General features: G+C 60.3%; 19 protein-coding genes. 12 read left to right on the top strand and 7 right to left on the bottom strand.

What is annotated here, in order from left to right; all coding sequences use genetic code 11:
* The 3 genes from ACYQ11_RS13625 to nuoE form a co-directional block, all read right to left on the bottom strand.
* The coding region (locus ACYQ11_RS13625; RefSeq protein WP_459924349.1) for a 2Fe-2S iron-sulfur cluster-binding protein at nucleotides 1-823 on the bottom strand (823 nt) is incomplete at its 3' end.
* Between the two features lie 22 nt (nucleotides 824-845).
* Entirely contained in the window at nucleotides 846-2,633 is a 1,788-nt protein-coding gene (nuoF, locus tag ACYQ11_RS13620; RefSeq protein ID WP_459924348.1) for an NADH-quinone oxidoreductase subunit NuoF, read from the bottom strand.
* A 73-nt stretch (nucleotides 2,634-2,706) separates the two neighbouring features.
* A complete protein-coding gene (gene nuoE / locus ACYQ11_RS13615) occupies nucleotides 2,707-3,201 on the bottom strand; it encodes an NADH-quinone oxidoreductase subunit NuoE (protein ID WP_459924347.1) in 495 nt (164 codons plus the stop codon).
* Between the two features lie 578 nt (nucleotides 3,202-3,779).
* Here nuoE and ACYQ11_RS13610 point away from each other — a divergent pair.
* The 8 genes from ACYQ11_RS13610 to ACYQ11_RS13575 all read left to right on the top strand — a co-directional run bounded on the left by ACYQ11_RS13610 (nucleotide 3,780) and on the right by ACYQ11_RS13575 (nucleotide 8,893).
* Nucleotides 3,780-4,133, top strand: a complete 354-nt coding sequence (locus ACYQ11_RS13610; protein WP_459924346.1) for a hypothetical protein — start codon at nucleotides 3,780-3,782, stop codon at nucleotides 4,131-4,133.
* A gap of 119 nt (nucleotides 4,134-4,252) precedes the next feature.
* Entirely contained in the window at nucleotides 4,253-4,684 is a 432-nt protein-coding gene (locus ACYQ11_RS13605; RefSeq protein ID WP_459924345.1) for an ATP-binding protein, read from the top strand.
* Nucleotides 4,681-6,021 carry a [Fe-Fe] hydrogenase large subunit C-terminal domain-containing protein gene (locus ACYQ11_RS13600; RefSeq protein WP_459924344.1) on the top strand — a complete coding sequence of 447 codons (1,341 nt, stop codon included), beginning with the start codon at nucleotides 4,681-4,683 and terminating at the stop codon, nucleotides 6,019-6,021. Before ACYQ11_RS13605 ends, ACYQ11_RS13600 begins: the two co-directional genes overlap by 4 nt.
* 16 nt (nucleotides 6,022-6,037) lie before the next feature.
* Nucleotides 6,038-6,367, top strand: coding sequence for a DRTGG domain-containing protein (locus ACYQ11_RS13595; RefSeq protein WP_459924343.1), 330 nt, complete (start codon nucleotides 6,038-6,040; stop codon nucleotides 6,365-6,367).
* Nucleotides 6,354-7,151: a PHP domain-containing protein gene (locus ACYQ11_RS13590; protein ID WP_459924342.1), complete on the top strand. Its 798-nt coding sequence runs from the start codon at nucleotides 6,354-6,356 to the stop codon at nucleotides 7,149-7,151. The genes ACYQ11_RS13595 and ACYQ11_RS13590 overlap by 14 nt, the downstream gene beginning before the upstream one ends.
* Nucleotides 7,148-7,696 (top strand): ATP-binding protein, encoded by a 549-nt coding sequence (locus ACYQ11_RS13585; protein ID WP_459924341.1) that lies wholly within the window; start codon nucleotides 7,148-7,150, stop codon nucleotides 7,694-7,696. The genes ACYQ11_RS13590 and ACYQ11_RS13585 overlap by 4 nt, the downstream gene beginning before the upstream one ends.
* A gap of 76 nt (nucleotides 7,697-7,772) precedes the next feature.
* The gene (locus ACYQ11_RS13580) at nucleotides 7,773-8,141 is read left to right on the top strand and encodes a (2Fe-2S) ferredoxin domain-containing protein (protein ID WP_459924340.1); all 369 of its coding nucleotides are present in this window, start codon (nucleotides 7,773-7,775) and stop codon (nucleotides 8,139-8,141) included.
* Between the two features lie 161 nt (nucleotides 8,142-8,302).
* On the top strand, nucleotides 8,303-8,893 hold the full coding sequence (locus ACYQ11_RS13575; protein ID WP_459924339.1) for a hypothetical protein: 591 nt from the start codon (nucleotides 8,303-8,305) through the stop codon (nucleotides 8,891-8,893).
* Nucleotides 8,894-8,927: 34 nt separating this feature from the next.
* On the opposite strand, the gene ACYQ11_RS13570 is transcribed toward ACYQ11_RS13575, so the two are convergent.
* A complete protein-coding gene (locus ACYQ11_RS13570; protein ID WP_459924338.1) occupies nucleotides 8,928-9,929 on the bottom strand; it encodes a methyltransferase in 1,002 nt (333 codons plus the stop codon).
* Between the two features lie 184 nt (nucleotides 9,930-10,113).
* Here ACYQ11_RS13570 and ACYQ11_RS13565 point away from each other — a divergent pair, with 184 nt between their 5' ends.
* The 4 genes from ACYQ11_RS13565 to lpxK are packed head-to-tail and all read left to right on the top strand — an operon-like array spanning nucleotide 10,114 to nucleotide 19,573.
* On the top strand, nucleotides 10,114-15,906 hold the full coding sequence (locus ACYQ11_RS13565) for an alpha-2-macroglobulin family protein (protein ID WP_459924337.1): 5,793 nt from the start codon (nucleotides 10,114-10,116) through the stop codon (nucleotides 15,904-15,906).
* A gap of 19 nt (nucleotides 15,907-15,925) precedes the next feature.
* A complete protein-coding gene (locus ACYQ11_RS13560; protein WP_459924336.1) occupies nucleotides 15,926-18,100 on the top strand; it encodes a transglycosylase domain-containing protein in 2,175 nt (724 codons plus the stop codon).
* Between the two features lie 28 nt (nucleotides 18,101-18,128).
* The gene (locus tag ACYQ11_RS13555; protein ID WP_459924335.1) at nucleotides 18,129-18,401 is read left to right on the top strand and encodes a hypothetical protein; all 273 of its coding nucleotides are present in this window, start codon (nucleotides 18,129-18,131) and stop codon (nucleotides 18,399-18,401) included.
* A gap of 41 nt (nucleotides 18,402-18,442) precedes the next feature.
* A complete protein-coding gene (lpxK, locus tag ACYQ11_RS13550; RefSeq protein WP_459924334.1) occupies nucleotides 18,443-19,573 on the top strand; it encodes a tetraacyldisaccharide 4'-kinase in 1,131 nt (376 codons plus the stop codon).
* Here lpxK and hldE read toward each other — a convergent pair.
* The 3 genes from hldE to ACYQ11_RS13535 form a co-directional block, all read right to left on the bottom strand.
* Nucleotides 19,545-21,020 carry a bifunctional D-glycero-beta-D-manno-heptose-7-phosphate kinase/D-glycero-beta-D-manno-heptose 1-phosphate adenylyltransferase HldE gene (hldE, locus tag ACYQ11_RS13545; RefSeq protein ID WP_459924333.1) on the bottom strand — a complete coding sequence of 492 codons (1,476 nt, stop codon included), beginning with the start codon at nucleotides 21,018-21,020 and terminating at the stop codon, nucleotides 19,545-19,547. The genes lpxK and hldE overlap by 29 nt on opposite strands.
* An 18-nt stretch (nucleotides 21,021-21,038) precedes the next feature.
* On the bottom strand, nucleotides 21,039-22,001 hold the full coding sequence (locus tag ACYQ11_RS13540; protein ID WP_459924332.1) for a GSU2086 family protein: 963 nt from the start codon (nucleotides 21,999-22,001) through the stop codon (nucleotides 21,039-21,041).
* Nucleotides 22,002-22,088: 87 nt separating this feature from the next.
* On the bottom strand, nucleotides 22,089-22,997 hold the full coding sequence (locus ACYQ11_RS13535) for a hypothetical protein (protein WP_459924331.1): 909 nt from the start codon (nucleotides 22,995-22,997) through the stop codon (nucleotides 22,089-22,091).
* Nucleotides 22,998-23,212: the final 215 nt, after the last annotated feature.

Genomic DNA, 23,212 nt, shown 5'->3' with positions numbered 1-23,212 from the left:
TGATGAAGTCAAATCCGTATCGGCCTTTGACGCAGAGGCTGCCGTAATTCGGACCCGTCGATTCGTGGCCGGTGATGTGCTGCACCGTGTTGTTCCGGGTATGCAGATCGATCTGACACCCGACGCCGCAGTAGGTGCAGGTGCTCTTTACAACCGTTGTTTCGCCGAGGCGCGGCTTCTTGTAGGCGTCTTTGGGAACCAGGGCCCCCACGGGACAGACCTGAACACATTCGCCGCAGAACACGCAGTCGCTATCCTTCAGGGCCAGATCGCCCTTGGCGATGATCTTGGTCTCCGCCCCCCGATATCCGAAATCGATGGCGTTGTTGACCTGGACATCCCGGCAGGCCTGGACGCACCGGCCGCAGAGCAGGCATTTGGAAAAGTCCCTCATGATAAAGGGGTTCACGGCTTCGAGTGTGTATCGGGTCTTTGTTTTTGTGAACCGGCCGTTTTTGACCTTGTACCGGTACGCCAGTTCCTGTAGCGTGCAGGTGCCCGAGGCCGGACAGACCAGGCAGTCTTCATGGTTGCCCGACGAGAGCATCAACTCGATGATCATGCGCCGCGACTGGATCACCAGGGGGGATTCGGTCCGGACCACCATGTTGGGGGCAGCGGGAACAGTGCACGAGGTCATGAGGCTTCTCGCACCGTCGATTTCCACCACGCAGATGCGGCAGGCGCCTGTGGGCGTCGTCCCTTTCAGGTGGCACAGGGTCGGGATGTCGATGTTGTTGCGCCGGGCCACGGACAGGATGGTCTCGCCCGGTTCGAAAAGCAGTTCCCGGCCATCAATGACGATGATGTTTTTCGTAGCCATGGTATATAATGCTCCTTCTCGTTTAGAAAATGGCGTTGAACTTGCATTTGTCGAAACAGCTCATGCATTTGACGCATTTTTCCTTGTCGATGACCGCCACTTCCTTTTTCTTCCAGGTGATGGCGCCGGCCGGACAGGCCTTGAAGCAGAGGCCGCACTTTTTACAGGCCGCAGGATCCACTTCGAATTTGAGCAGGGCGATGCAGCGTTTGGCCGGGCAGACCTTGTCTTTGATATGGGCCTCGTATTCATCCCGGAAAAAACGTAAGGTCGACAGGACCGGATTGGCCGCCGTCTGCCCCAGTCCGCAGAGGGCCGACTGGCTGATCACGGCCGACAGTGCTTCCAGGGTCTCGATATCGCCGTCCTCACCGTGTCCGTCACAGATTTTTTCCAGAAGTTCGAGCATGCGACGGGTGCCCTCACGGCAGGGCGTGCATTTTCCGCAGGATTCCTCCTGGATGAAATCCATGAAGAACCGGGCCATGTCCACCATGCAGGTGTTTTCATCCATGACGATGGCGCCGCCGGACCCCATGATGGCGCCGACCTTGGCGATTTCCTCGTAATCGATGGGCGTGTCGAGCTTGTGCTCGGGCACACAGCCGCCGGAGGGACCGCCCAGCTGAACGGCCTTGAACTTCTTGCCGCCGGGGATGCCGCCGCCGATATCGTAGATCAGTTTGCGGATGGGCAGGCCCATGGGGACCTCCACCAGGCCGATGTTGTTCACGTCGCCGGACAGGGCGAATACCTTGGTCCCCTTGCTTTTTTCCGTTCCGATGCTTGCATACCACTCGCCGCCGTTTAAAATGATCTGGGGGATGTTGGCCAGGGTTTCCACGTTGTTCAGGATGGTGGGTTTGTCCCAGAGCCCCTTGAGGGCGGGGAAGGGCGGGCGGGGACGGGGCATGCCCCGTTTGCCTTCGATGGAGCGCATCAGGGCCGTTTCCTCCCCGCAGACAAAGGCGCCTGCACCCTGATAAATGTCGATGTTGAACGTGAATCCGGAGTTCAGGATGTTGTCTCCGAGAAGCCCGTATTCCTTGGCCTGTCTGATGGCGATTTCAAGGCGGCGGATGGCCAGCTGGTATTCGGTTCGGCAGTAGATGTACCCCTGGCGGGCATTGATGGCTTTGGCGGCGATGATCATGCCTTCGAGAATGGCATGGGGATCGCTTTCAAGAAGGCTGCGGTCCATGAAGGCGCCGGGATCGCCTTCGTCGGCGTTGCACAGAACGTATTTTTCATCGCCGGGGCTTGCGGCGGCGAACGACCATTTCATGCCGGTGGGGAACCCCGCCCCGCCACGGCCCCTGATCTGCGAGGTTTTCACCTCGTCGATAATCTGCTGGGGCGTCATGTCGTTGAGGGCCTTGGCGGCCGCGAAGTAGCCGTCGCGGGCAATGTATTCGTCAATGACTTCGGGGTCGATGGCGCCCTTGTTCTTCATGGCCCGGTAGATCTGGTTGGAGAAAAAGGGAATGTCGTTCATGTTGGGGATGCTTTCCTTGGAACCCTGCTCGACGTACAGAAGCTTTTTCACCGGGCGGCCCTTGAGGAAGTGCTCTTCGACCAGATGGGGGACGTCCTCGACCTTGAGTTTCTGGTAAAAGACCCCTTCGGGCTGAACGAGCATCACAGGTCCCACGGCGCAGAATCCGTTGCATCCGGTTTCAACGATCTTGATTTCCTCGGCAAGGCCTTTGGCTTCAAGTTCCTGTCTCAACGCGTCCTCAAACTTTTTGCTTCCCGTGGAATGGCATCCGGTTCCACCACATAACATCAGCTGTAATCGGTTTTTACTCATGAGATTCTCCTGCCTGTCGTTTTTGGCCTGTGTTTCAGGATCAAACGGATATGGCCGTCATTATCGAGGATCGTTATTTGTATTCTTCAAGAATGTTTACCACTTCATCGGGCTTGAGGTTGCCGTGAATGTCGTCGCTGACGATCATGACCGGGGCGAGACCGCAGGCGCCGAGACATCGAACCCCTTCGAGTGAAAAACGCCGGTCGGTGGTGGTGTCCCCTTCCCTGATGCCGTATTTGTTGGCAATGTGGCTCATCACTTCCTTGATGCCCTTGACATAGCAGGCCGTCCCGGTGCATGCCTTGATGATGTGCCGTCCTTTGGGTTTCAGTGAGAAAAGCGAGTAGAACGTGGCCACGCCGAACACCTGGCTCGGAGGCAGGTTCATGCCGTGGGCGACGTGGTCGATCACCGGCACCGGCAGGTAGCCGACGATGTCCTGGCTCATGCGCAAAACCCCGATGACCGATCCGGGGATCTGTTTGTGCTCGTCGATGACGGCGTCGATTCGATTCCACATTTCATCGGTGACATCAGGATGACTGGGGTGAACGGTGCAGCTCATAGTGCTTTCTCCTGTGGTTGATGTCTTACGGAAGACAAACATCCCCTCCGCAGGACGATGATCCGAATGATGGTTCAACCGGTAATCCGGACCCGATGACGCCGGGGCGGTATGCCGGTAAAACGGACAGCCGAAAGATGGCTTCGAATGCTGAGGTCATTAAACGGCTGAAATAATTGGAGTAATGAAAAAAGAAATCACGGCGCGAAACAACATAAAACCGGCCCTGAATTTACATGGCTAAAATTCCATAATAACGGGTAAATGTCAATGAATTGATTTCTCTTCCACGGTGCATCCGCGCCGGCCCTTACCGTGAAGGTGACCGTACGCGGACAGGGCATGAGCCGGCCGCATGGGCATGCTTTCTCTGTGGGAATCGGGATCGCAGTCGAGCGACGCGGGTATGGACGACGATTCCGATAGCGAAAAACATGAATCAGGAAACACCGATGCGATTGTCAGGATGATCCACGTGTTGACAGGGGCGATGAAAAATCCTATAAAAACACATCATCACATGTTTCCCGAAACCCAATTCCAATACGATACCGGACGAAAAAAGGGATGTTGCGCCCATGAATCTATCCTCGATAGCCTCCGTTCTCGACTCCGTCTTTCTGACGGGTGAAGAACAGAAAGACCGCGAGTTCCATTTTTGCAGGGGAAGCGACCTGATGAGTGACGTGCTGTCGCATTTTGCCGAAGGCAGCATTTTTCTGACCGGCCTGGTGACGGTTCAGACCGTTCGAACCGCGTCGGTGGCCGGGGCCGGGGCCATTGTTTTCGTCCGGAACAAAAAACCCGGTATCGATGTGGTGGAACTGGCACGGATCGAAGGCATCCCGCTTCTTCTGTCTCCCCTGTCGATGTTTGTGGCCTGCGGTCGCCTGTATGAACAGGGCATGACCGGCGTGAACGGCAACCGATAGAATCCCGCACCGCCGTAGGGGATTAATCGTTTGATCCATGCATCCATTCATGTCATAATGATGCATTTCATAAGCCGGGTCAGCGGCTTTGTATCAATTACGGTTTCAGGTATTCTGTTATGGCATCGATCCAAAAGGCCTATCATGTGGCGAAAAATGATTTCATTCACGCCGGTGAAGCGTCCATCCACGTGAAAAATCTTTTGAAATCCCTGAATTATCATCCGGATTTGATCCGGCGGATCGCGATCTGCGGCTACGAGGCGGAGATGAACCTCGTCATGCACGGCGGCGACGGCGAATTGTCCGTGGATGTCGGTGAGGACAAGGTCGTCGTGGATGTGATCGATCACGGTCCGGGCATCGCCGATGTGGAGCTGGCCATGCAGGAAGGGTATTCCACGGCCAGGGAGGAATATCGGGAAATGGGATTCGGCGCCGGCATGGGTCTCCCCAACATGAAGAAGAATTCCGACGAACTGGTGGTGACCTCGGAAAACGGCCGGGGGACCCATGTAAAAATGGTTTTTTATAATAAGGTAGCCTCATGACCGATGATTCAACCCTCCCGGCCCACAGTTTTGTCCATCTGGAACCGGATCTGTGTACGGGCTGTGCCCATTGCATCAAGCGGTGTCCGACCCGGGCCATCCGGGTCAAAAACAACAAGGCCGTCATCAAGCACGCCAAGTGTATCGGCTGCGGGGAATGCATACGGATCTGTGAAACCGGAGCCATCACGGCCTCGACGTCGGAACTCGATTCCCTGAACAGCGACAGGATCACCATCGCCCTCGTTTCTCCGGTGCTGTACGCCCAGTTCCCCGGCGTCCTGCCCAAGGATATCCTGCTGGGTCTGAAAAACATGGGTTTTACCCATGCGGTGGACATGTCCTATTATTTCGAGATGTTTCAGTGGGCCACCGCCGAATACATCTCCCGGAACCGGAAAACCGGCGAGTCCCCCTGGCCCCTGATTTCTCCGGTCTGCCCGGTGGTGCTCCGGCTGATAGTCTGCCGGTTTCCCAGCCTTTTGCCCCATGTCCACCCCATCATGCGGCCGGTGGCCCTGATGGCCAGGGATGTGATGAGCCTGTTCAAGCACCATTACGGCATCAGCGACGACAAAATTCTTCTTTATTACATCAATCCCTGTCCCAGCAAAAAAGGGGTGCCGAAAAAGGAACTGGATCAGGGGCGGCTTCATTCCACCGGAGCCCTGGGCATCAACGATATTTACGGGGAGCTGTTCCGGCAGATCAAGAACATTGAAAAGAGCGACAAGATTCCCTTTGCCCAGGCCGGTTACGAATACGAACAGTGCACCTCGGGCGGCGGTCTTCTGTGGAGTCTGTCCGGCGGCGAAGCCGAGGCCACGGGGCTTGACAAGATCCTGGCGGTGGCGGGCCTGAACGAAACCATCACCTACCTCGAAAAAATTGAAATGGGCCTGTTCAAGGACATCGAATACATTGAATTCCGGACCTGTCGGGAGGGCTGCATCGGCGGTGCTCTCAACGCCATCGACAAATACATGGCCAAAAGCGCCGCGCTCAAGATGGCCAAGACCCTGGGCGTGGGGACCCGGCTCAACCGGGAAAGGGTGCTGAGGCTCTATGACAGCAACTGGTTCTTTCCGAAAATCAGCCCCCAGGATCTCAAGCGTCTGGGAGGCAGGCAGGAAAAACCGTTTTCATTCGAAGAGCTTGAGAAGATCGAGAAGATCGTGGGCATCATCGACGGCAAGGACTGCGGTGCCTGCGGATCGCCGGACTGTCGGACCTTTGCCGAGGATATTCTTCGCGGAGAGGCCTTCCCCCATGAATGCGTCTATCTGGCCATCCGGGGGACCCGGGATGAAGAGATCCTCCGAATTATCAAATCGTAATCTGAAGTGAGGCGCCATGAACGTACGGGAACTGGTGGACAGATTCAATCTGACGGTGGCGGCCGGTGACGCCGGTCTTGATCGAACCGTGACGGGCGGATATTGCGGCGATCTGCTCAGCGAGGTGATGGGCAACGCGGGCATGGGCTGTGTGTGGCTGACGGTCCAGGCCCATCAGAACATCGTGGCCGTGGCCGTCCTTCGGGAAATGGCGGGGATCATCGTCACCGGCGGCGGGGTCCCGTCTCCGGAAACGCTGGCCAAGGCCAATGCGGAAAACATTCCCGTGATGACCTATCCCGGCTCGGCCTTTGAGCTGTCCGGCCTGATTTATGCCGCTCTGTGACGGTCCGGCCGGCCCGGCAACGGACACGCCCCTTGCCGTCTATCGGGCCGATCTTCATATTCATACCTGCCTGTCCCCCTGCGGAGACTGGGACATGACGCCCCGGGCCGTGGTGGAAACCAGTGCCCGCCGCAAACTTGATATCATTGCCGTCACCGATCACAACAGTGCGGAGAACACCGTTGCCGCCATGGAGTGCGGCCGGGTCCTGGGTATTTCGGTTCTGCCCGGCATGGAGATCTGCTCCCGGGAGGAGGCCCATGTCCTGGCTCTGTTCGACCGGCTGGAGCAGGCACTGGCCATGCAGGCCGTTGTCTATGATCACCTCACGGGCGACAATCAGCCGGACGTGTTCGGCTATCAGGTGGTGGCCAATGCCGAGGACGAGGTCGTCGATCAGAACCCCCGGCTGCTGATCGGGGCCACGACCCTGGACCTGAACAGTCTGGTCGACCGCATTCATGCCGAAGGGGGGCTGGCGGTGGCGGCCCATGTGGACAAGGCCGCCTACAGCATTCCCAGCCAGCTGGGGTTCATCCCGCCGGATCTTTGTCTGGACGCCGTGGAAGTGTCCTTCCGGACGTCGCCCGAGGCGGCCTGCCGGTTTTTTTTGCCGGACGCGGCGCTGCCCTGCATCACCTCGTCGGATGCGCATTTTATCGATGAGATCGGCCGGGTGTCCACCCGATTTCTGATCGCCGAACCCACGGTGGCCGAAATTCGTCTGGCGTTGGCGGGACGGTCGGGGCGCATGATTGTCCGGCCACGGAAGGGAGCCGTATGAAGGAGCTGTCGCTTCACATCATGGATCTGGCGGAAAACGGCATTACCGCCGACGCCCGACTGATCCGCATCCGTGTGCTGGAAGATCTCCCGGCGAATCGCCTCGAGATCGAGATTGCAGACGACGGCCGGGGCATCCCTCCCGACATGCTTGCCGACATCACCGATCCCTTTGTGACCACCCGGACGACCCGTCGTGTGGGCCTTGGGCTCTCGTTGTTCAAGGCGGCTGCGGAACGCTGCGGCGGCAGTTTCCAGATTGAGTCCAAACCCGGTGAGGGCACGCGGGTGCGGGCCGTGTTCGAGCATGACCACATTGACCGGGCGCCCCTGGGCGACATGGGAGGAACCCTGATTTCTCTGCTGGCGGGTTATCCGGAAATTGACATTGAATACACACATCTGTATGATGGCAAATCATTTGAATTCGATACACGCGAAATCAGGGTTGAACTCGAAGGGGTCCCGCTTTCCGAACCCGCTGTGCTTCAACACCTCAGACATGCGATTGGCGAACAACTGGACCTGTTGAACGATTCACACTGACTGTCCGGGACCTTGAAAACCGGCCGGACCGGCTTCATTCCCATTTCGGAACGGGAAAACGTTAACGGAGGATACGATGGCCAAATTGAGCGTGAGTGATCTGAAAAACATCAAGGAAAAAGTATCAAAGGACATGTCGTTGAGAGACGGCAAAGCGAAAATCCGCGTGACGGTTCACATGGGAACCTGCGGCATCGCCTCGGGAGCCCGTGATGTGATGGACGCCCTGATGGAGGAAATGAAAGAGGCCAACCGTCAGGATATTCACGTGATGGCGGCGGGCTGTCTGGGCATGTGCAGCAGTGAGCCCAACGTGACGGTGGAGATCGAGGGGCAGGAGCCCATCGCCTATCAGTACATGGACGCGAACAAGATGCGCCAGGTGTTTCGGCGCCATGTTCTGAAAGGTGAAGTGCAAAGTGATTTTGCGCTTGCAAAGATGTAAAAAATCATTTAATGTGCACCATATTCTGAATTTTATACAGGATACTGATTAAGGCTTTCCCCATTCTCTCCTTGGCCTTGACAGTATCCTGTTTTGTTTGATGGGCCGGGAGAGGGCCCGGACCCGGTCGTCGTTCCGGGTCGAAAGAACCCGATGGCCATATGATACATCTGCGAATGATTTCAAACCTTCTTGTCTGTGTGCTTGCATGCGTTCTGATGTCGGGGTGCGGCCGGTCCGAAGAGATTGATTCGCCCGAGGCGGTCTTGAGGGCCGAAAAGGAAGCGCTTCAGGCGGCCCGTGATGATATGGAGCGGCAGCGGGACGCCCTGTTTGCCGAGAACCGTCGTCTGGCCGACCGCCATCAGGAGCTGACGGCCTGGGCGAAGAAAATGGTGGCGCGTTTTGGCCCGGGGATCTGGTATGTCCATGATCAGGTCTACCCGTTTTTCGTCAAACCCCTGACGGCAGGCGGCGTGCCCGAGATCATCGAGGAGCTCAACCGGCGGTTTGTGAAAAGCCGTCTGCCCGAGGTGATTTTTCTCGGCCGGGAAGAGGGGACGGTTCTGGTCGGGGTCAGTGACGACGATTTGCTGACCCGCCGCCTGGGCTCCTTCGGCGCTGAAAGTTACATGAACGCCGTCCTGTTCAGTCTTTTGTCCGTCGAGGATGTGACCTGCGTGACCTTCAAGTTCGAGGAAGGGGACCATGCGGTTCCCGGTACGCGCTGTGATCTTTTTCCCATAAAGTAAACGGCGTCGCGTCTCGGCCGCTTCAATCCGTCGGTTATACCCTGATCCCCCACACAATCCCCGAGCCGCTGGGGCCCGTGTAGTCCATCCGCCGTATGTCGGTCAGCCCCTGCCTCTTCATCATGTCACGGATCTGCCCTTCCGAATAGGCGCGTCCGGCTTCGGTTCCCACCAGCATGTTCAGCGAGAACAGGGCCGGCTGGAGGGGCGAGGCCAGGGTGTCGTCAAGGATGAATTCATGAATATAAAGCCGTCCCCCCGGTCTCAGGGCCGTTGCGGCATGGGCGATGACCGCCTCGGCCTGGTCGGGGCCCTCGCCGTGGAGCACATGGGACAGCCAGGCCGCGTCGTAGGCGTACTGATCCAGCTGGTTTTTATCGAGAAAACTGCCTTCCACAAAATCAATGCGGTCCGACAGACCGAACCTTGCAATGGTTTTTTCAGCGAAATGCCGGGTGGTGGGCAGGTCGAAGACCGTGGCCCGGAGCTGAGGGTTGGCCAGACAGAAATGAACGGCAAAGGTTCCGGGACCGCCCCCGAAGTCCAACAGGCGTGAACAACCGGAAAGGTCGAGGGCCTCGGCCAGGGCCGGAGCCATGCCCATGGCCAGGTTGAACATGCCCATCAAAAAATTTTCCCGTTCCTCCTCACCGGCGTGGGAAACCCGGAGGCGGGTGGGTTTTCCCGTGAGCACCGCGTCGCCCATACGGTTCCATGAATCGACCAGCTGCTGATGATGCAGGATGATGTATCCGATGTAAGAAGAGGAGCCTTTCGACAGATAGCGCAGGGATTCCTGCGTGTTGGCGTAGACGTCCCCGCGTTTGGAAAGAAGGCCCATGGCGCAGAGGGCGTTGAGCAGGGTGGTCACGGCCCGCAGGTCTCCGTCAAGATCCCGGCAGATTGCGGCCGCATCCTTGGGCGTATCTCCGATCAGGGTAAAGACATCCAGCCGGACGCCGGTGTGAAGGGTGCATGTTTTCCAGTAATACCCGGATGTTTCGAGAAGCTTTTTGATGTCCCAGAGGTCGGTCATGGTTGGGTATCCTTTAATATCATCGTCAGCACCTCGTGATTTAAGATAAGCTATTTGTCACACAGGCCGGAGATCTTGTCAATGCCCGGTTGCAATGGTGCCGGAATCGTGGCAGAATAAACCATTTCTGATTGTCCAGTCATCATGCCCGACATCATCGCGGTCACCGGAAAGGAAGCCTTCCATGAAACGACGATATCTGTTTTTTTCACTGATCGGTGTGCTTTTCATGACATCCCTCGGCCATGGGGCCTTTGATTCGGCCTCGTTTGCAAATAAAGACGTCCTTGAAATCAGCCGGATCACGCCGGAAGGAGATGATGTCCCGCCTGCCCGGCAGATTGTGATCCAGTTCAATCAGACTGTGGTGCCCCTGGGGCGGATGGAACGGGAGGCGAGCGAGATCCCCGTGACCGTCAGCCCTGATCCCGGGGGGCAGTGGCGCTGGCTGAACACCAGTGCCCTGGCCTGCCAACTGGACGGGGATCATGCCCTGAAACCTTCGACCGTGTACACGGTGACGGTGGGAACGGGTCTGCTGGACCCCGGCGGCAAGGCCCTTTCCTCGCCCGTCGTCCACCGGTTTACCACCCTGCGTCCCGCCCTGTCGTACTATCATTTCATGACCTGGAACGCGCCGGGCCACCCGGTGATCCGGCTGACCTTCAACCAGCCGGTGACGGGGGCATCGGTTGAAAGACGCTGTGATCTGAGGCATGGGAAAACCATGGACAGACACACCGGCCTTCGGGCATTTCCGGACCCCGACGACACCGAACCGCCGCTGATGTCCGGGGAGCAGGAGGCCCGCAGAACCTGGCTGATCGAACCCGTGACGCCCCTGCCCGAGGACGGCTCCGTCGAATTGTGGAGCACCCCGGGTCTGGTGTCGGCACTGGGGCCGGAGACCGGGGTGGAAGAGCGGGTTCTTGTCCGGTTCGACACCTTTCCGGAATTCCGGTTCGTCGGGGTGGAGTGCCGGGTTCACGACCGGGATGAGAGCGTTCTCGTTCCGGCCGAGGGAGGGAAGAAGGCCGCCGCGATCAAGGCCGACCCCCTGTCCTCGGTCTACCTGGTCTTCACCGCACCGGTCATTCCCGAAGCGGTCAGAGACGGTCTGAGCGTCGTTCCCGATCTGGCCGGAGGACGAACCGATTACGATCCCTGGGCCGGGGTCTATTCCTATTCCCGGCTGTCCGCCCCCCATCGTAAGGGACAACACTATCACGTGAGACTGCCCGAACTTCTTCAGGCCGATCAGGCCTACCATCTGGCGGAAAACGTCTTTGGGATCAAGGACGAGTTCGGCCGGACGCTCAAGCATCCCATCGGCCTGACGCTGTTCACCGATCACCGCAAACCGGACTACGAACTGGTGCATCGGGTGGGCGTCCTCGAAGATGCGGTGCCCACGGACCTGCCGATTGTGGTCACCAATATGGACCGCATCACGATGGACTACCGGACGATGACCGCGGACGGGCGGACGGATCACAACACGACGACTCGGACCATTCCTCCGGTCCGCGATGTGGCCTACTTTTATCCGTTGGGCATCCGTGAACTTCTGAACGGAAAATCCGGCACCGTTTTCGGCACCCTGGGCAGCCGGCCCGAGGTCAGGAAGCACGAGGGAGAAACCGGTTTCTTCGTCCAGGTCACGCCCTTCCAGGTCTTTGCCAAAATCGGTCATTTCAATACCCTGGTCTGGGTGACGGACCTTTCCACGGGCGAGCCGGTCCCTGATGCGGCGATCAGTCTGGTGACCGGCCGGATCGACCGTCCCGGCGAAGGGGAGACCCTTCTGGCCGGGGCCGTGACCGGGGACGACGGCACGGCCGTGCTTCCGGGCAATGAAACCCTGGATCCTTCGATGACCCTGAACCGCTGGGGATGGCGCCTGGACGACGGCGATCGCATGATGATCCGGGTCGTCCAAAACGACAGGATGGCCCTGCTCCCCCTGGCGCCCGATTTCGAGGTGGATACCTACCGCGTGTCGAATTATTCGGTGTCGTCGGGGCAATACCCCCGTTACGGTCACATCAGGGCCTGGGGCACCACGGCCCAGGGGGTCTACCGGGCAGGTGACACCATCCGGTACAAAATCTATGTGCGCAACCAGGACAACAGGAGCCTGACCAGCCCTCCGCCGGGCGAGTATGCCCTGACCGTCACCGATCCCATGGGCAAGTCCGTGCTCGAACGCAAGCCGATCAGGCTGTCCGAATTCGGCGCCGTTGACGGTGAGCTGACGATTCCGAAAACCGGGGCCGTGGGCTGGTATCGCTTCGAGCTGTCCGCTGATTTCACCGGGGACACCTGGATGCCCATGGAGGTTCTGGTCAGCGATTTCACCCCGTCGCCGTTCAGGGTCAGCAGCGAACTGTCAGGAGACTCGTTTACGAACGGCGACGCCGTGGATGTGACGGTGCTGGCCCGGCTTCACGCCGGAGGGCCCTATGCCGACGCCGCAGCCCGGATCACCGCCCGTCTGGAGGCAAGGTCCTTTCAGTCGGATCATCCCGTTGCCAAAGAGTTTTATTTCGATACCCAGGCCGGGACCCTGTCCGCCAAGACCGTGTTCGACGATCAGAAAACCCTGGACGGGAAGGGTGATCTGACGGCCCGCTTTACTCTGGACGCGTTGGATGTGGTTTACGGCCGTCTCCAGGTGGAAAGCCAGGTGCGTGACGATCGCGGAAAGTCCGTGGCGTCCATGAGCCGGGCCGATTATTGGGGCAGGACCCGGCTGGTGGGGCTGACCGCTGAAAAATGGGTGCATGAACAGGACAAACCGGTACGGATCAGGTCTGTCGTGGTCAACCGGCTGGGCGTTCCCGAACCGGGCGTCCCCATCGACCTTCGCGTTGAACGACAGGTGACCCGGGCGTCCCGGGTCAAGGGGGCGGGCAACGCCTACCTGACCCATTACACCCACGAATGGGATCAGGTGGACAGGGCCCGCATCACGTCGTCGAAAGAGGGCGGCGTCCATACCTTCACGCCCGACCACAGCGGTGTCTACCGGGTAACCGCCGAGATCAAGGATGCCAAAGGCCTCAGCCACAGCACCGAATACCGGACCTGGGTCATCGGACCCGGCCGGGTGCTCTGGGAAGAACCGGAGGGATACAGCCTTGACATCATTCCCGAACAGGTGGATTTCAAGGTGGGGGATACGGCCCGGTACCTGGTCAAGAATCCCTGGCCGGGGGCCCTGGCCCTGATCACCATGGAACGGTACGGCGTCCTGAAACACTGGACCCGTGTGCTGGAGAGCGGCACACCGCTTATCGAGATCCCGGTGACCGAGGATGCCCTGCCGGGCTTCTTTCTCTCGGTGACCGTGGTGTCGCCCCGGGTCGAGGCGGCCCCGGACGACGGTCAGGCGGATCTGGGCAAACCCGCGTTTCGAACCGGCTATGTGGCCACCACAGTCAACGATCCCTACAAGGCCGTTCGGGTGGATGTCACCCCGGACAAAGCGGTCTACCGGCCCGGAGACCGGGTGTCGGTGGCCGTCAGGGCCCAGGTGGTGCATCCCAGGGACGGCGACCCGGAAAAACTGGAGCTGGCGGTGGCGGTTCTCGATGAGGCGGTGTTCGATCTGATTGCCGCCGGACGAAATCATTTTGACCCCTACGCCGGATTCAACAGCGTGGACGGTCTGGATCTGATGAACTACAGCCTGATCAGCCAACTGATCGGTATCCGGAAATTCGAAAAAAAAGGCGCCAGTCCGGGCGGTGACGGCGGGGCGGCCATCAGCATGCGCTCGGTGTTTGACTACGTGAGCTACTGGAACCCGTCCCTTGAAACCGATGACGAGGGGAAAGCGGTGTTTGACTTTACCGCGCCGGACAACCTCACCGGCTGGCGGGTGTTTGTCATGGCCGTTACGCCCACGGACCGGATGGGTCTGGGCGACGAAGGGTTCAAGGTCAACAAGCCCACGGAATTAAGACCCGTGATGCCCAACCAGGTGACCTCCGGTGACCGGTTCAAAGCCGGATTCACCGTGATGAACCGGACAGACAAGCCCCGGACCCTGTCGGTTGCGGTCCGCGTCGAGGGGTCCCTTGATCCTGAGGCCTCTCCGGCCGAACTCAGCCAGAAGATGACCTGCCCGCCCTTTGAACGGAAAACCGTTTTCCTCCCGGTCACGGCCGGCGAGCCCGGAACTTTGACCTTTACGGCCACGGCCCGGGACAGGAAAGACGGCGACGGGCTGGTGCATCACGTGCCGGTGAAACCGAGGCGTCATCTGGAAACGGCGGCCGCCTGGGGCACCACCACCGAAGACGCCGTCGAGGAACCGATCCGGGTTCCCGATCGTATCGAACCCGGGACGGGCAGCCTGTCCCTCACCGTATCGCCCACGGTCCTGGGTCATCTGTCGGGCGCCTTTGCCTACATGCAGCACTATCCCTATTCCTGCTGGGAACAGAAACTCAGCCGTGCGACGGCGGCGGCGTATTATCGCGAACTCCGCCCCTATCTGCCCGCAACCCTTTCCTGGGACGGGGCCGAAGACCTTGTGACCGAAACACTGGATCAGGCGGCCGATTTCCAGACGCCCTCGGGGGCCATGGCCTTTTACCTGCCCGAGGACGCCTACGGCGATCCCTATCTGTCCGCCTTCACGGCCCTGTGTTTCAACTGGCTGAAACAGGCCGGGTACGCGGTTCCGGAGACGGTTGAGACCCGCCTGCACGGGTATCTGAACGACATGCTCAAGCGGGAGATTCTGCCGGACTTTTATTCCCGGGGCATGGCCGCCGTCGTGAGGGCCGTCTCCCTCTGCGCCCTGTCCGCCGATCAGGGGTTGACCGTCCGGGATCTGGAACGGTATGCGTCCCATCTTCCCCGCATGAGCCTGTTCGGAAAGGCCATGTTCATGCAGGCGGCGTTGAACACAAAGGATGCGGACCATCTGGCCGTCAGCGCCTGCACGATGATTCTGGCCCAGGCCGATCAGACCGGCGGCAAGGTCATGTTTTCCGAACAGAAAGACGACGGCTATCTCCGGATGCTGGCCACGCCGCTGAGAGACAACGCGGCGATTCTCTCGGCCCTCACCGTGTTCGGGGAGCGAGCCCGGGGTCGGGAAAAGGTTGGGGATATTCCCTTCCGGCTGGTCCGGGCCCTGACCCAGACCCGGGGCAACCGGGACCACTGGGAAAACACCCAGGAAAACCTGTTCTGCATGAAGGCCCTGGCCGACTATGCCCGGGTCTATGAAACCGAGGCGCCCCGCATGGAGGTCAAGGCCTTTGTGGACAACGTGAGGATCGGGAAGGCCGCCTTTGAAAACGTGACGGACCCGGCTGAAACCTTTGTCCGGCCCCTGACCGGAGACGATATCGGAAAAGAAGCGCTCCTGACTGTTTCCCGGGAGGGGACCGGGCGGCTTTACTATTCGCCGCGTCTTTCCTTCGCCACGGTGGACGAGGCGGCAGAACGGAAAAACGCCGGTGTGGACATCCGCCGGGAAATCAGTGTGGAGAAAAACGGTTCATGGACGCTTCTCGGAAAGGACGCCCGCATCGGGCGGGGGGAACTGGTCCGGGTGGATCTGTTTGTCTCCCTGCCGTCGGCCCGGCATTTCCTGGTGGTCGATGATCCTGTCCCCGGAGGACTGGAACCGGTGAACCGGGATCTGGCCACCGCCTCACGGTTCGATGCGGACAAGGGGGATTTCGAGGCGGCCGGGGGTTCGTTCTGGTTCACCTTCTCCGACTGGAGGGCCTACCACGCCTCCCGCTGGAATTTCTACCATAAGGAGCTGCGTCATGACAGCGTAAGGTTCTATTCGGACTATCTGCCCGCCGGGAACTATCATCTGTCGTACACGGCCCAGGCCGTTGCCGAAGGGGAATTCAGGATGCTGCCGGTCTTTGCCGGTGAAATGTATGACGCCGATGTGTTCGGGACCGGACTTCCCGGACGCCTGACCGTGGCTGAGACCCCGTGAAGCCATGATAAACGCACGGATGAAAAAGGTCGTCCCGGCCGTTTTGATCTGTCTTGTGACGGTTCTGTCGATCATCGCCGTCAGGACCGTCCGGGATATCCGCCGGGGCCCCGATTCGCTGGCCGGTCTTCTGACCGAAGTCCGTAAGCCCCGGCTGACCGACCGGGACGGCCGCCCCCTGACGGTGACCTACGCGAACCGGTGGAACACCGCCTCGTGTCTTCCGCTTCACGATATTCCCGACACGTTGAAAAACGCCTTTGTCTTTTCCGAAGACAAACGGTTTTACCGTCACGGCGGGGTGGACTGGGCCGCCCGGATCCACGCTCTGGTCCAGAATGTTCTGTCCCTGTCCACGGTGCGCGGGGCCAGCACCATCACCGAGCAGGTGGTGCGCATGATCCATCCCCGTCCCCGGACCGTCTGGTCCCGGTGGATCGAAGGGTTCGAGGCCGCCGGCCTGGAAAAACGGCACAGCAAGGACGCGATTCTGGAATTCTACCTGAATCAGGTTCCTTTTGCCTCAAACCGGCGGGGAGTCGTGCAGGCGGCGGCCTATTACTTCAACCGGAGCCCGGACACCCTGACCGTGAAGGAAGGGCTGGCCCTTTCGGTTCTGGTGCGGGCTCCGTCCTACTACGATCTCTACCGGAATCCGGGGGCCATCGAGAAACCCCTGCATGATCTGGCGGTGGGTCTTCACCGGGCTTCCCTCCTCACTGGCCCTCAGCTCGAAGAGGCCCGGAACGGAACGTTTGATCTGGAACGGCCGGGCCTTTCGATCGACGCCGATCATGCGGCCCGGTTTATCATGGCCGATCCGGCCCGTGATACGGGGCCGGTACCCGACATGATCCGAACCACGCTGTCCGGACCCCTTCAGGTCCGTGTTCAGGCCCTCGTTTTCACGACCCTCAAATCCCTGGAGGACAGGCATGTGGCCAATGCCGCCTGTCTGGTGGTCGACCACGGCACCTCCGAGATTCTGGCCTGGGTGTCCGACGGTATCGGGGCGGACCATCGGTCCGGCCGGTTCATCAACGGGGTCACCGCACTGCGCCAGCCCGGCTCGTCGATGAAGCCGTTCTTGTATGCCCTGGCCCTGGACCGGGGCTGGTCCCCGGCCCGGGAAATCAATGACGCGCCACTCACCAATGCCGTGGGCCGCGGGCTTCACACCTACCACAATTACAGCCGGAGTTTTTACGGATGGGTCAGCCTGAGGCAGGCCCTGGGCAATTCCCTCAATATCCCGGCCGTGAAAACCATCCGTTTTGTCGGGCATGAACCCTACCTTCGTTTGCTTCACCTGCTGGGGTTCGACAGCCTGGACCGTCATCCGGATTTCTATGGCGACGGCCTGGCCCTGGGCTGCGGTGAAGTGTCCCTGTTTCAGATGGTGCAGGCCTACGCGGCCCTGGCCAACCGGGGCGAGTTCCGTCCGCTGACGCTTTATGCCGACGGCGGGTCTTTGCCCGTCTCGCGCCGGGTCTTTTCCGAGGAAGCCGCCTCGCTGATCGGGGACATTCTGTCGGACGCCCAGGCCCGCAATCTGGAATTCGGCGCCGCAAGTCCCTTGAATTTCCCGGTCCAGACGGCCGTCAAAACAGGAACGTCCAGCGATTATCGCGATGCCTGGGCCCTGGGATACAACCATCGCTTCGCCGCAGGCGTCTGGATGGGGAATTTTGACGGGAGCTGCATGGACGGGGTCACCGGGTCTACGGGACCGTCGCTGGTGTTGCGCGGGGTGTTTGCCGAACTCAATCGCCTCGGCGAGACCCGGCCCTTGTTTTTGAGCCCCGGACTGACATTGCGGGAGGTCACGATACGACAGGGCAGCGGCGACGGGACCGTCACGCGCAGGGAATGGTTTAAGCCGGGATCGGAGCCCAAAAGCGATCGGTCCGAGACGCCCCCGGTCCGGTTCGGGTTCGTCAAGCCGGTCAGCGGCCTCGAGATGGCCATGGATCCCCGGATTCCCGACGGCGACGAAGCCTTTGAATTCCTTGTCGGCGGTGTGGCGGACACGGACCGGGTTGTCTGGCGTATCGACGGACGGGCGCATGCAGAAACCCTGGGCGGGCGTTATCTCTGGACTTTACAAAAAGGGAGACATGTTGTAGAAACAACGGTTTACAAGACCGGCTGCGGCAAGCCCCTTTATGACAAGGTGGCGTTTGTCGTCAAATAATTGTTTATTAGCATGAGAGGTACACAGCATGAAACTTACCGCCAAAACGCCCGATGAGCTCAAACAACTCGTCGAAGAAAATCCCTATGAATTTCCGTCCATGTTTCTTGCGGACGAGTCCTTTGCCCTGCACTGCTATGCGACCCACAGCTTTGAGCAGCTGAACGCCAAGGTCAAGTACGGCCAACCCGATCCGGCCGAATGCGCGCACTATGAGCTGACCGACGACCAGTGGCGCGAGCAGGTGGAAATGGCCCGCCTGGCCCAGATGTTCGAACTGGAATCCCTGCCGTCGGCCTAGTTTTTTAGCGGATGATGAAATGGACCTGTGGGAGTAAAACCGTGACCGATCTCAGACACGCCGTCGAAACCCTGATCCGTGACGACGGTGGGGCCGGGCCCTTTCCCCTGGAACCCTGTTGCCGCGGGCTGTCCCGCGGTCTTGCTGCTGCGGCGGCTTTGAAAAACCGTCTTTACGATAAGGGCGCCCTGACGGTCCGTCGTCTGGCCTGTCCGGTGATATCCGTCGGCAACATTACCGTGGGGGGGACCGGCAAGACCCCCATGACGATGCTTCTGGCCCGGCATCTGAAAGAAAGAGGGTTTCGGCCCCTGATTCTCAGCCGGGGTTACGGGGGCCGTGCTACGGACAAGGGCGGCGTGGTCAGCGACGGAAAGACGGTGCTGATGGATGCGGCCTGGGCCGGGGATGAACCGCTGATGATGGCCGCAGCCCTTCCGGGGGTGCCGGTGGTGGTGGGCAAGGACCGAAGCCGGATGGGACGCCAGGCCCTTGCCCGATTTTCACCGGACGTGATTCTTCTTGATGACGGATTCCAGCACCGCAAGCTTCACCGGGATCTGGACATTGTTCTTTTCGATGCCTGCCGACCCTTCGGCAACGGCTTTGCGCTGCCCCGGGGCCCCCTGCGCGAACCCGTTGCGGCCCTTGCACGGGCCCATCTGTTTGTGCTGACCCGGGCCGATGACCCGGCTGAATCCGTCCGCGCCTTTCACGCCCGGCTTGAAGCCCTGGGCCTGCCGTCTGCCGTTCTTCGTACCCCGGTCATCACCTGCGGTCACCGCCCGGTGCTGCGGGGCATCATCCCGGCCGACCGGACCCGCATGGCCTCTGCGGTTTCGGCGCCGGCGGAGGCGGTCTTCGCTTTTTCCGGCATTGCCAATAACGACGACGTCAAACGATCCCTCGATGCCCTCGGATTCACCGTGGCGGGATGTATGGCCTTTCCGGACCACCACCCTTACAGCGCCGACGATCTTGCCGAGATTGCCCGCCGTGCATCGGCCGGCGGGGCACACGCCTTCGTGACCACGGACAAGGACGCCGCCCGCCTGGGCTCCGCCGTCCTGCCCCTTTCCCTTTATGTGGCCGGCATCGACCTTGCCGTGACCGGAAACGATGAGCACCTGATCGACCGGATCATCAATCGCGCGGGTCTTGCCGCCCGATAATCCGCTGCTCGATGCCGGTGGTGCTGTGGCCTTCGATCAGGGGAACCAGGCAGACCCTGCCTCCGTAGGATTCCACCAGATCCTTGCCCACCACCTGCTCGGGGGTGTAGTCCGACCCCTTGACCAGGATGTCGGGCCTCAGGATATCCAAAAGGGCCAGGGGCGTGTCTTCGGAAAAAATCACCACCAGATCCACACAGGACAGGGCGCTCAAAATGGCGGCCCGGTCCTGCTCGGCCAGGATGGGCCGTTTCTCGCCCTTGAGACGGGAAACGGACAGGTCGCTGTTCAGGCCCACCACCAGGCGGTCGCCTAAGGCCCGGGCCTTGTGCAGGAGATCCACATGGCCGGGATGCAGCAGGTCGAAACAGCCGTTGGTGAACACCACGGTTTCCTTTTTGGCCTTCCAGGCCTCGATGCGGGTCCGGGCGGCAATGGCCGAATCCAGTTTGTAGTAGCCTTCGATCTTGTTCTGCTCCTTCAGGTCCTTTTCCCGGAGAGCCAGGTCCAGTTCCATCAGGTTGACGGGCTGGGTGCCGACCTTGGCCACCACGATGCCCGCGGCGGTGTTGGCCAGTTCCGCCGCCTTGGCAAAGGTCAGGCCGGCGGCCGCAGCGGCGGCCAGGGTGGCGATGACGGTGTCGCCCGCACCGGAGACGTCGAACACTTCCCGGGCCTGGGTGGGCAGGAACAGGGGCGGGGTGTCGGAATCGGCCACGCACATGCCCTTGGCGCCCCGGGTCAGGACCAGGCACTTGACTTTGTATTTTTTCTTGGTTCGGGTGACAACGTCCAGCAGCAGGGTTTCGTCGTGATCGAAGGGGGTTTCGCTGACCGCCTCCAGTTCGGCGGTGTTCGGGGTGATGCAGGTGGCTCCGGTGTAGCGATCCCAGTCCCGACCCTTGGGGTCCACCAGCGAGGGAACCCGGTAGGTTTTGCACAGCCGGATCAGGTCCCGGCACAGACCGGGCGTCTGCATGATTCCTTTGCCGTAGTCGGAAAGGATCACGGCGTCGACCGAAGGCAGGCGTTCTTCGAATGCGGCCAGCATCGTTTCCCTGTCCTTGTCGGTCAGGGTCTTTACGTCTTCCTCGTCCAGTCGGAACAGCTGCTGCTTGCGGGCCATGACCCGTGTCTTGGTGGTGGTGGGCCGTTTGCGTATCGTGAACAGGACAGGGTCGATGCCTTTTTCGCGGCAGAGTTCCGAGAGCCGGATGCCGGCCTCGTCCCCGCCCCGGACGCCCAGAAGGGTCACGGTGCAGCCCAGTCCGGCCAGGTTGGCCGCCACGTTGCCGGCCCCTCCCATGACCTCGGTCCGGTCGCCGACCCGTACCACGGGAACCGGGGCCTCCGGAGAAATCCGGTTCACGTCGCCCCAGACATAGCGGTCAAGCATCACATCACCGATCACGAGAATGCGTTGTTCTGTCAAAAGCTGAAGGTTCATGGGCAAAGCTCTTTCCGGTTAGGGGTTGGGGTTGTCCGCTTCTTCGTAAATGGCCGCCGCAAGAAGGGGGATCATGATTTCATGGTGTCCGGTGATCGAATAGCCCCGCCCACCGGACAGGGTCGGACGCCGGACCACGTTGACCTGGGGGCGGTAATGCTGGATCATGTCGAAATTGGCCGTGGTGAACCTGCTGACGTCGTGCCCCAGGTTCCTGGAAAGGGACAGGGCCTTGAGAAACACCTCGGGCATGACCACGGCGCTGCCCAGGTTGAGCACCACGCCGCCTCCGCCCAAATGGGACACCGTGGCCGCGAAAATCCGGAAATCCCTGAGGGACGCCGCGCCGATGGACGCCCCGTCCGCGTCCGGGTGCTGGTGGACGATGTCGGTGCCCAGGGCCACGTGCAGGGTGTAGGGGATGCCAAGGGTGTAAGCCCTGGAAAGGAGCGCGCGGTTCACATGGGGGGCTTTTTCCTCGATGAGCATGGCTCCGACCGCCTCGCCGAAGCCTTCGGCGCCCATGGCCGACCGGCGTGCCGCCCCGTTGACCAGGGCTGCCGTATCGGCGGCCATGCCGAAGGAGCCGTCCTCAAGCTGGGCCGCCACATCTTCCGAGGTATGGCCGAATCGGGCCAGTTCCGTATCGTGAATGCAGGCCGAGCCGTTGGAGGCAAAATGGGTGATCAGGCCGTTTTGGGCAAGATCGGAAAGAACCGGGCTGCATCCGGTCTTGATCACATGGCCGCCGAGCATGGCGATGACGGGTTTGCCCAGGGATCTGGCCCGGACCACGGCCCGGGCCACCTGTTTGAGATCCTCGGCCTTGAGGATGGACGGCAGGCCGGCCAGAAAGTCCCGCATGCTCATGCCCGCCCGCACCGGCCGCGCTTCAAGGCTGGTGGTGACCTTGGACGCCCGGTCCGCCGCCGAGTAGGTTCTGACTTTGGTGATATCGATTTCCTCGTAGGGTCGTGTCACGGTATTATCCTTCCTGATATGCAGTTGGTTGGGCTCACGCGACCTGTCTTAATCGAAATTCGGGAAAAAATGAAGATGTTTTCCCGATCACGACAGAAGATCGATTATTTTCAGGATGCCGTTTTCCCCGGTGCAGCGTCCCAGATCCCGATGGGTCACGGCGGGTTCCGCCTCGCCGGTCCACCCGTAGATCGCGGACAGGAGCCGTCGCAGAACCGTGATCCGCGCTTCGATCGTCTCCTGTGAGATCGAGGGGACGCGCACGCCCTGAAGCATCAGGACCTCCATGGTGTTTTTTTTCAGCATCTCGTCAACAAACCGCAGTTCATCGAGCCGTTTCAGGCAGTCGTCGTGCCGTTCGATCAGCCGGCTGCGGATGTCTTCACGTTTTCGGTCCGACAGGGTGCCGAGAATCAGCGTCAGTTCGTCCGTCAATGCGTCGGGCTCACGGGCGGCCACGGGAAAATACATGGAAAAGAAAGACACCGCCTCGGGGTGAAAGGTGAGGCCGGACTGTCTGAGGAGGGAGGCGGCCATGGAACGGAGCGGTTCCGGCAGGGCTGCGGCCAGGGCCTCCACCATCGGCTCGGGGAAGGAGACGGTGATGCGGATTTTTTTGACGAATCGGTCGAGGGCCTCGGCCCCGACGGGGCAAATCAGGCATTCGGGCTTTTCGGGAAAGGCGATCCGCGCCGTGAGTTCGGGGGTGCCGATCATCCGGGCCAGAGCCTTTTCGTCGTTTTCGCTGAACACCCGTCCGAGCAGCAGGGGTTCGAGGTTTGTGAGCAGGGCGGGGTCGGGGGACAGCATCAGGTCGATCAGGGTTTCCCGGTCGTCGTCAAAAGAGGCTTCCGATAACCTCAGAAGCGACTGGCCATCGCGGATGGAAAAGGAGGAATCCAGGAAATGGCCTGTGGCCGCGTCGATCAGCCAGGGCCTGTCGATGGCCGTTCGGATCGTTCCGGCGAGGTGGTCTATGGGGCTTGCTGTGTCCACGGCGTCGTCCTGACGGCATGCTTTTCATTAATATAGTGATGGGCGTGCTGTGCTTTGCCCATCAACGGAAACAACAATTTTAATCCATGTGATTATTCTTACCACAGACGGTTTCGGGATGAAAGGTGCGAAATGCGGTGCGCGCGCAATCCGATACGGTAAAAATCATGTTGCGCGTGCGTTTCATATGAAGTACATTCGAAAGCCTGAGACAG

The sequence above is a fragment of the Desulfatiferula olefinivorans genome (assembly GCF_054657895.1).
This window is presented reverse-complemented; position numbering and strand designations above follow the sequence as displayed.

Coding starts and splice junctions, on each gene's coding strand:
- ACYQ11_RS13585 (WP_459924341.1), top strand. CDS start 7,148: ATGAAGGAGCTGTCGCTTCACATCATGGATCTGGCGGAAAACGGCATT.
- ACYQ11_RS13565 (WP_459924337.1), top strand. CDS start 10,114: ATGAAACGACGATATCTGTTTTTTTCACTGATCGGTGTGCTTTTCATG.
- hldE (WP_459924333.1), bottom strand. CDS start 21,020: ATGAACCTTCAGCTTTTGACAGAACAACGCATTCTCGTGATCGGTGAT.
- ACYQ11_RS13610 (WP_459924346.1), top strand. CDS start 3,780: ATGAATCTATCCTCGATAGCCTCCGTTCTCGACTCCGTCTTTCTGACG.
- ACYQ11_RS13575 (WP_459924339.1), top strand. CDS start 8,303: ATGATACATCTGCGAATGATTTCAAACCTTCTTGTCTGTGTGCTTGCA.
- ACYQ11_RS13605 (WP_459924345.1), top strand. CDS start 4,253: ATGGCATCGATCCAAAAGGCCTATCATGTGGCGAAAAATGATTTCATT.
- nuoF (WP_459924348.1), bottom strand. CDS start 2,633: ATGAGTAAAAACCGATTACAGCTGATGTTATGTGGTGGAACCGGATGC.
- ACYQ11_RS13600 (WP_459924344.1), top strand. CDS start 4,681: ATGACCGATGATTCAACCCTCCCGGCCCACAGTTTTGTCCATCTGGAA.
- ACYQ11_RS13570 (WP_459924338.1), bottom strand. CDS start 9,929: ATGACCGACCTCTGGGACATCAAAAAGCTTCTCGAAACATCCGGGTAT.
- ACYQ11_RS13590 (WP_459924342.1), top strand. CDS start 6,354: ATGCCGCTCTGTGACGGTCCGGCCGGCCCGGCAACGGACACGCCCCTT.
- nuoE (WP_459924347.1), bottom strand. CDS start 3,201: ATGAGCTGCACCGTTCACCCCAGTCATCCTGATGTCACCGATGAAATG.
- ACYQ11_RS13595 (WP_459924343.1), top strand. CDS start 6,038: ATGAACGTACGGGAACTGGTGGACAGATTCAATCTGACGGTGGCGGCC.
- ACYQ11_RS13580 (WP_459924340.1), top strand. CDS start 7,773: ATGGCCAAATTGAGCGTGAGTGATCTGAAAAACATCAAGGAAAAAGTA.
- ACYQ11_RS13560 (WP_459924336.1), top strand. CDS start 15,926: ATGAAAAAGGTCGTCCCGGCCGTTTTGATCTGTCTTGTGACGGTTCTG.
- ACYQ11_RS13555 (WP_459924335.1), top strand. CDS start 18,129: ATGAAACTTACCGCCAAAACGCCCGATGAGCTCAAACAACTCGTCGAA.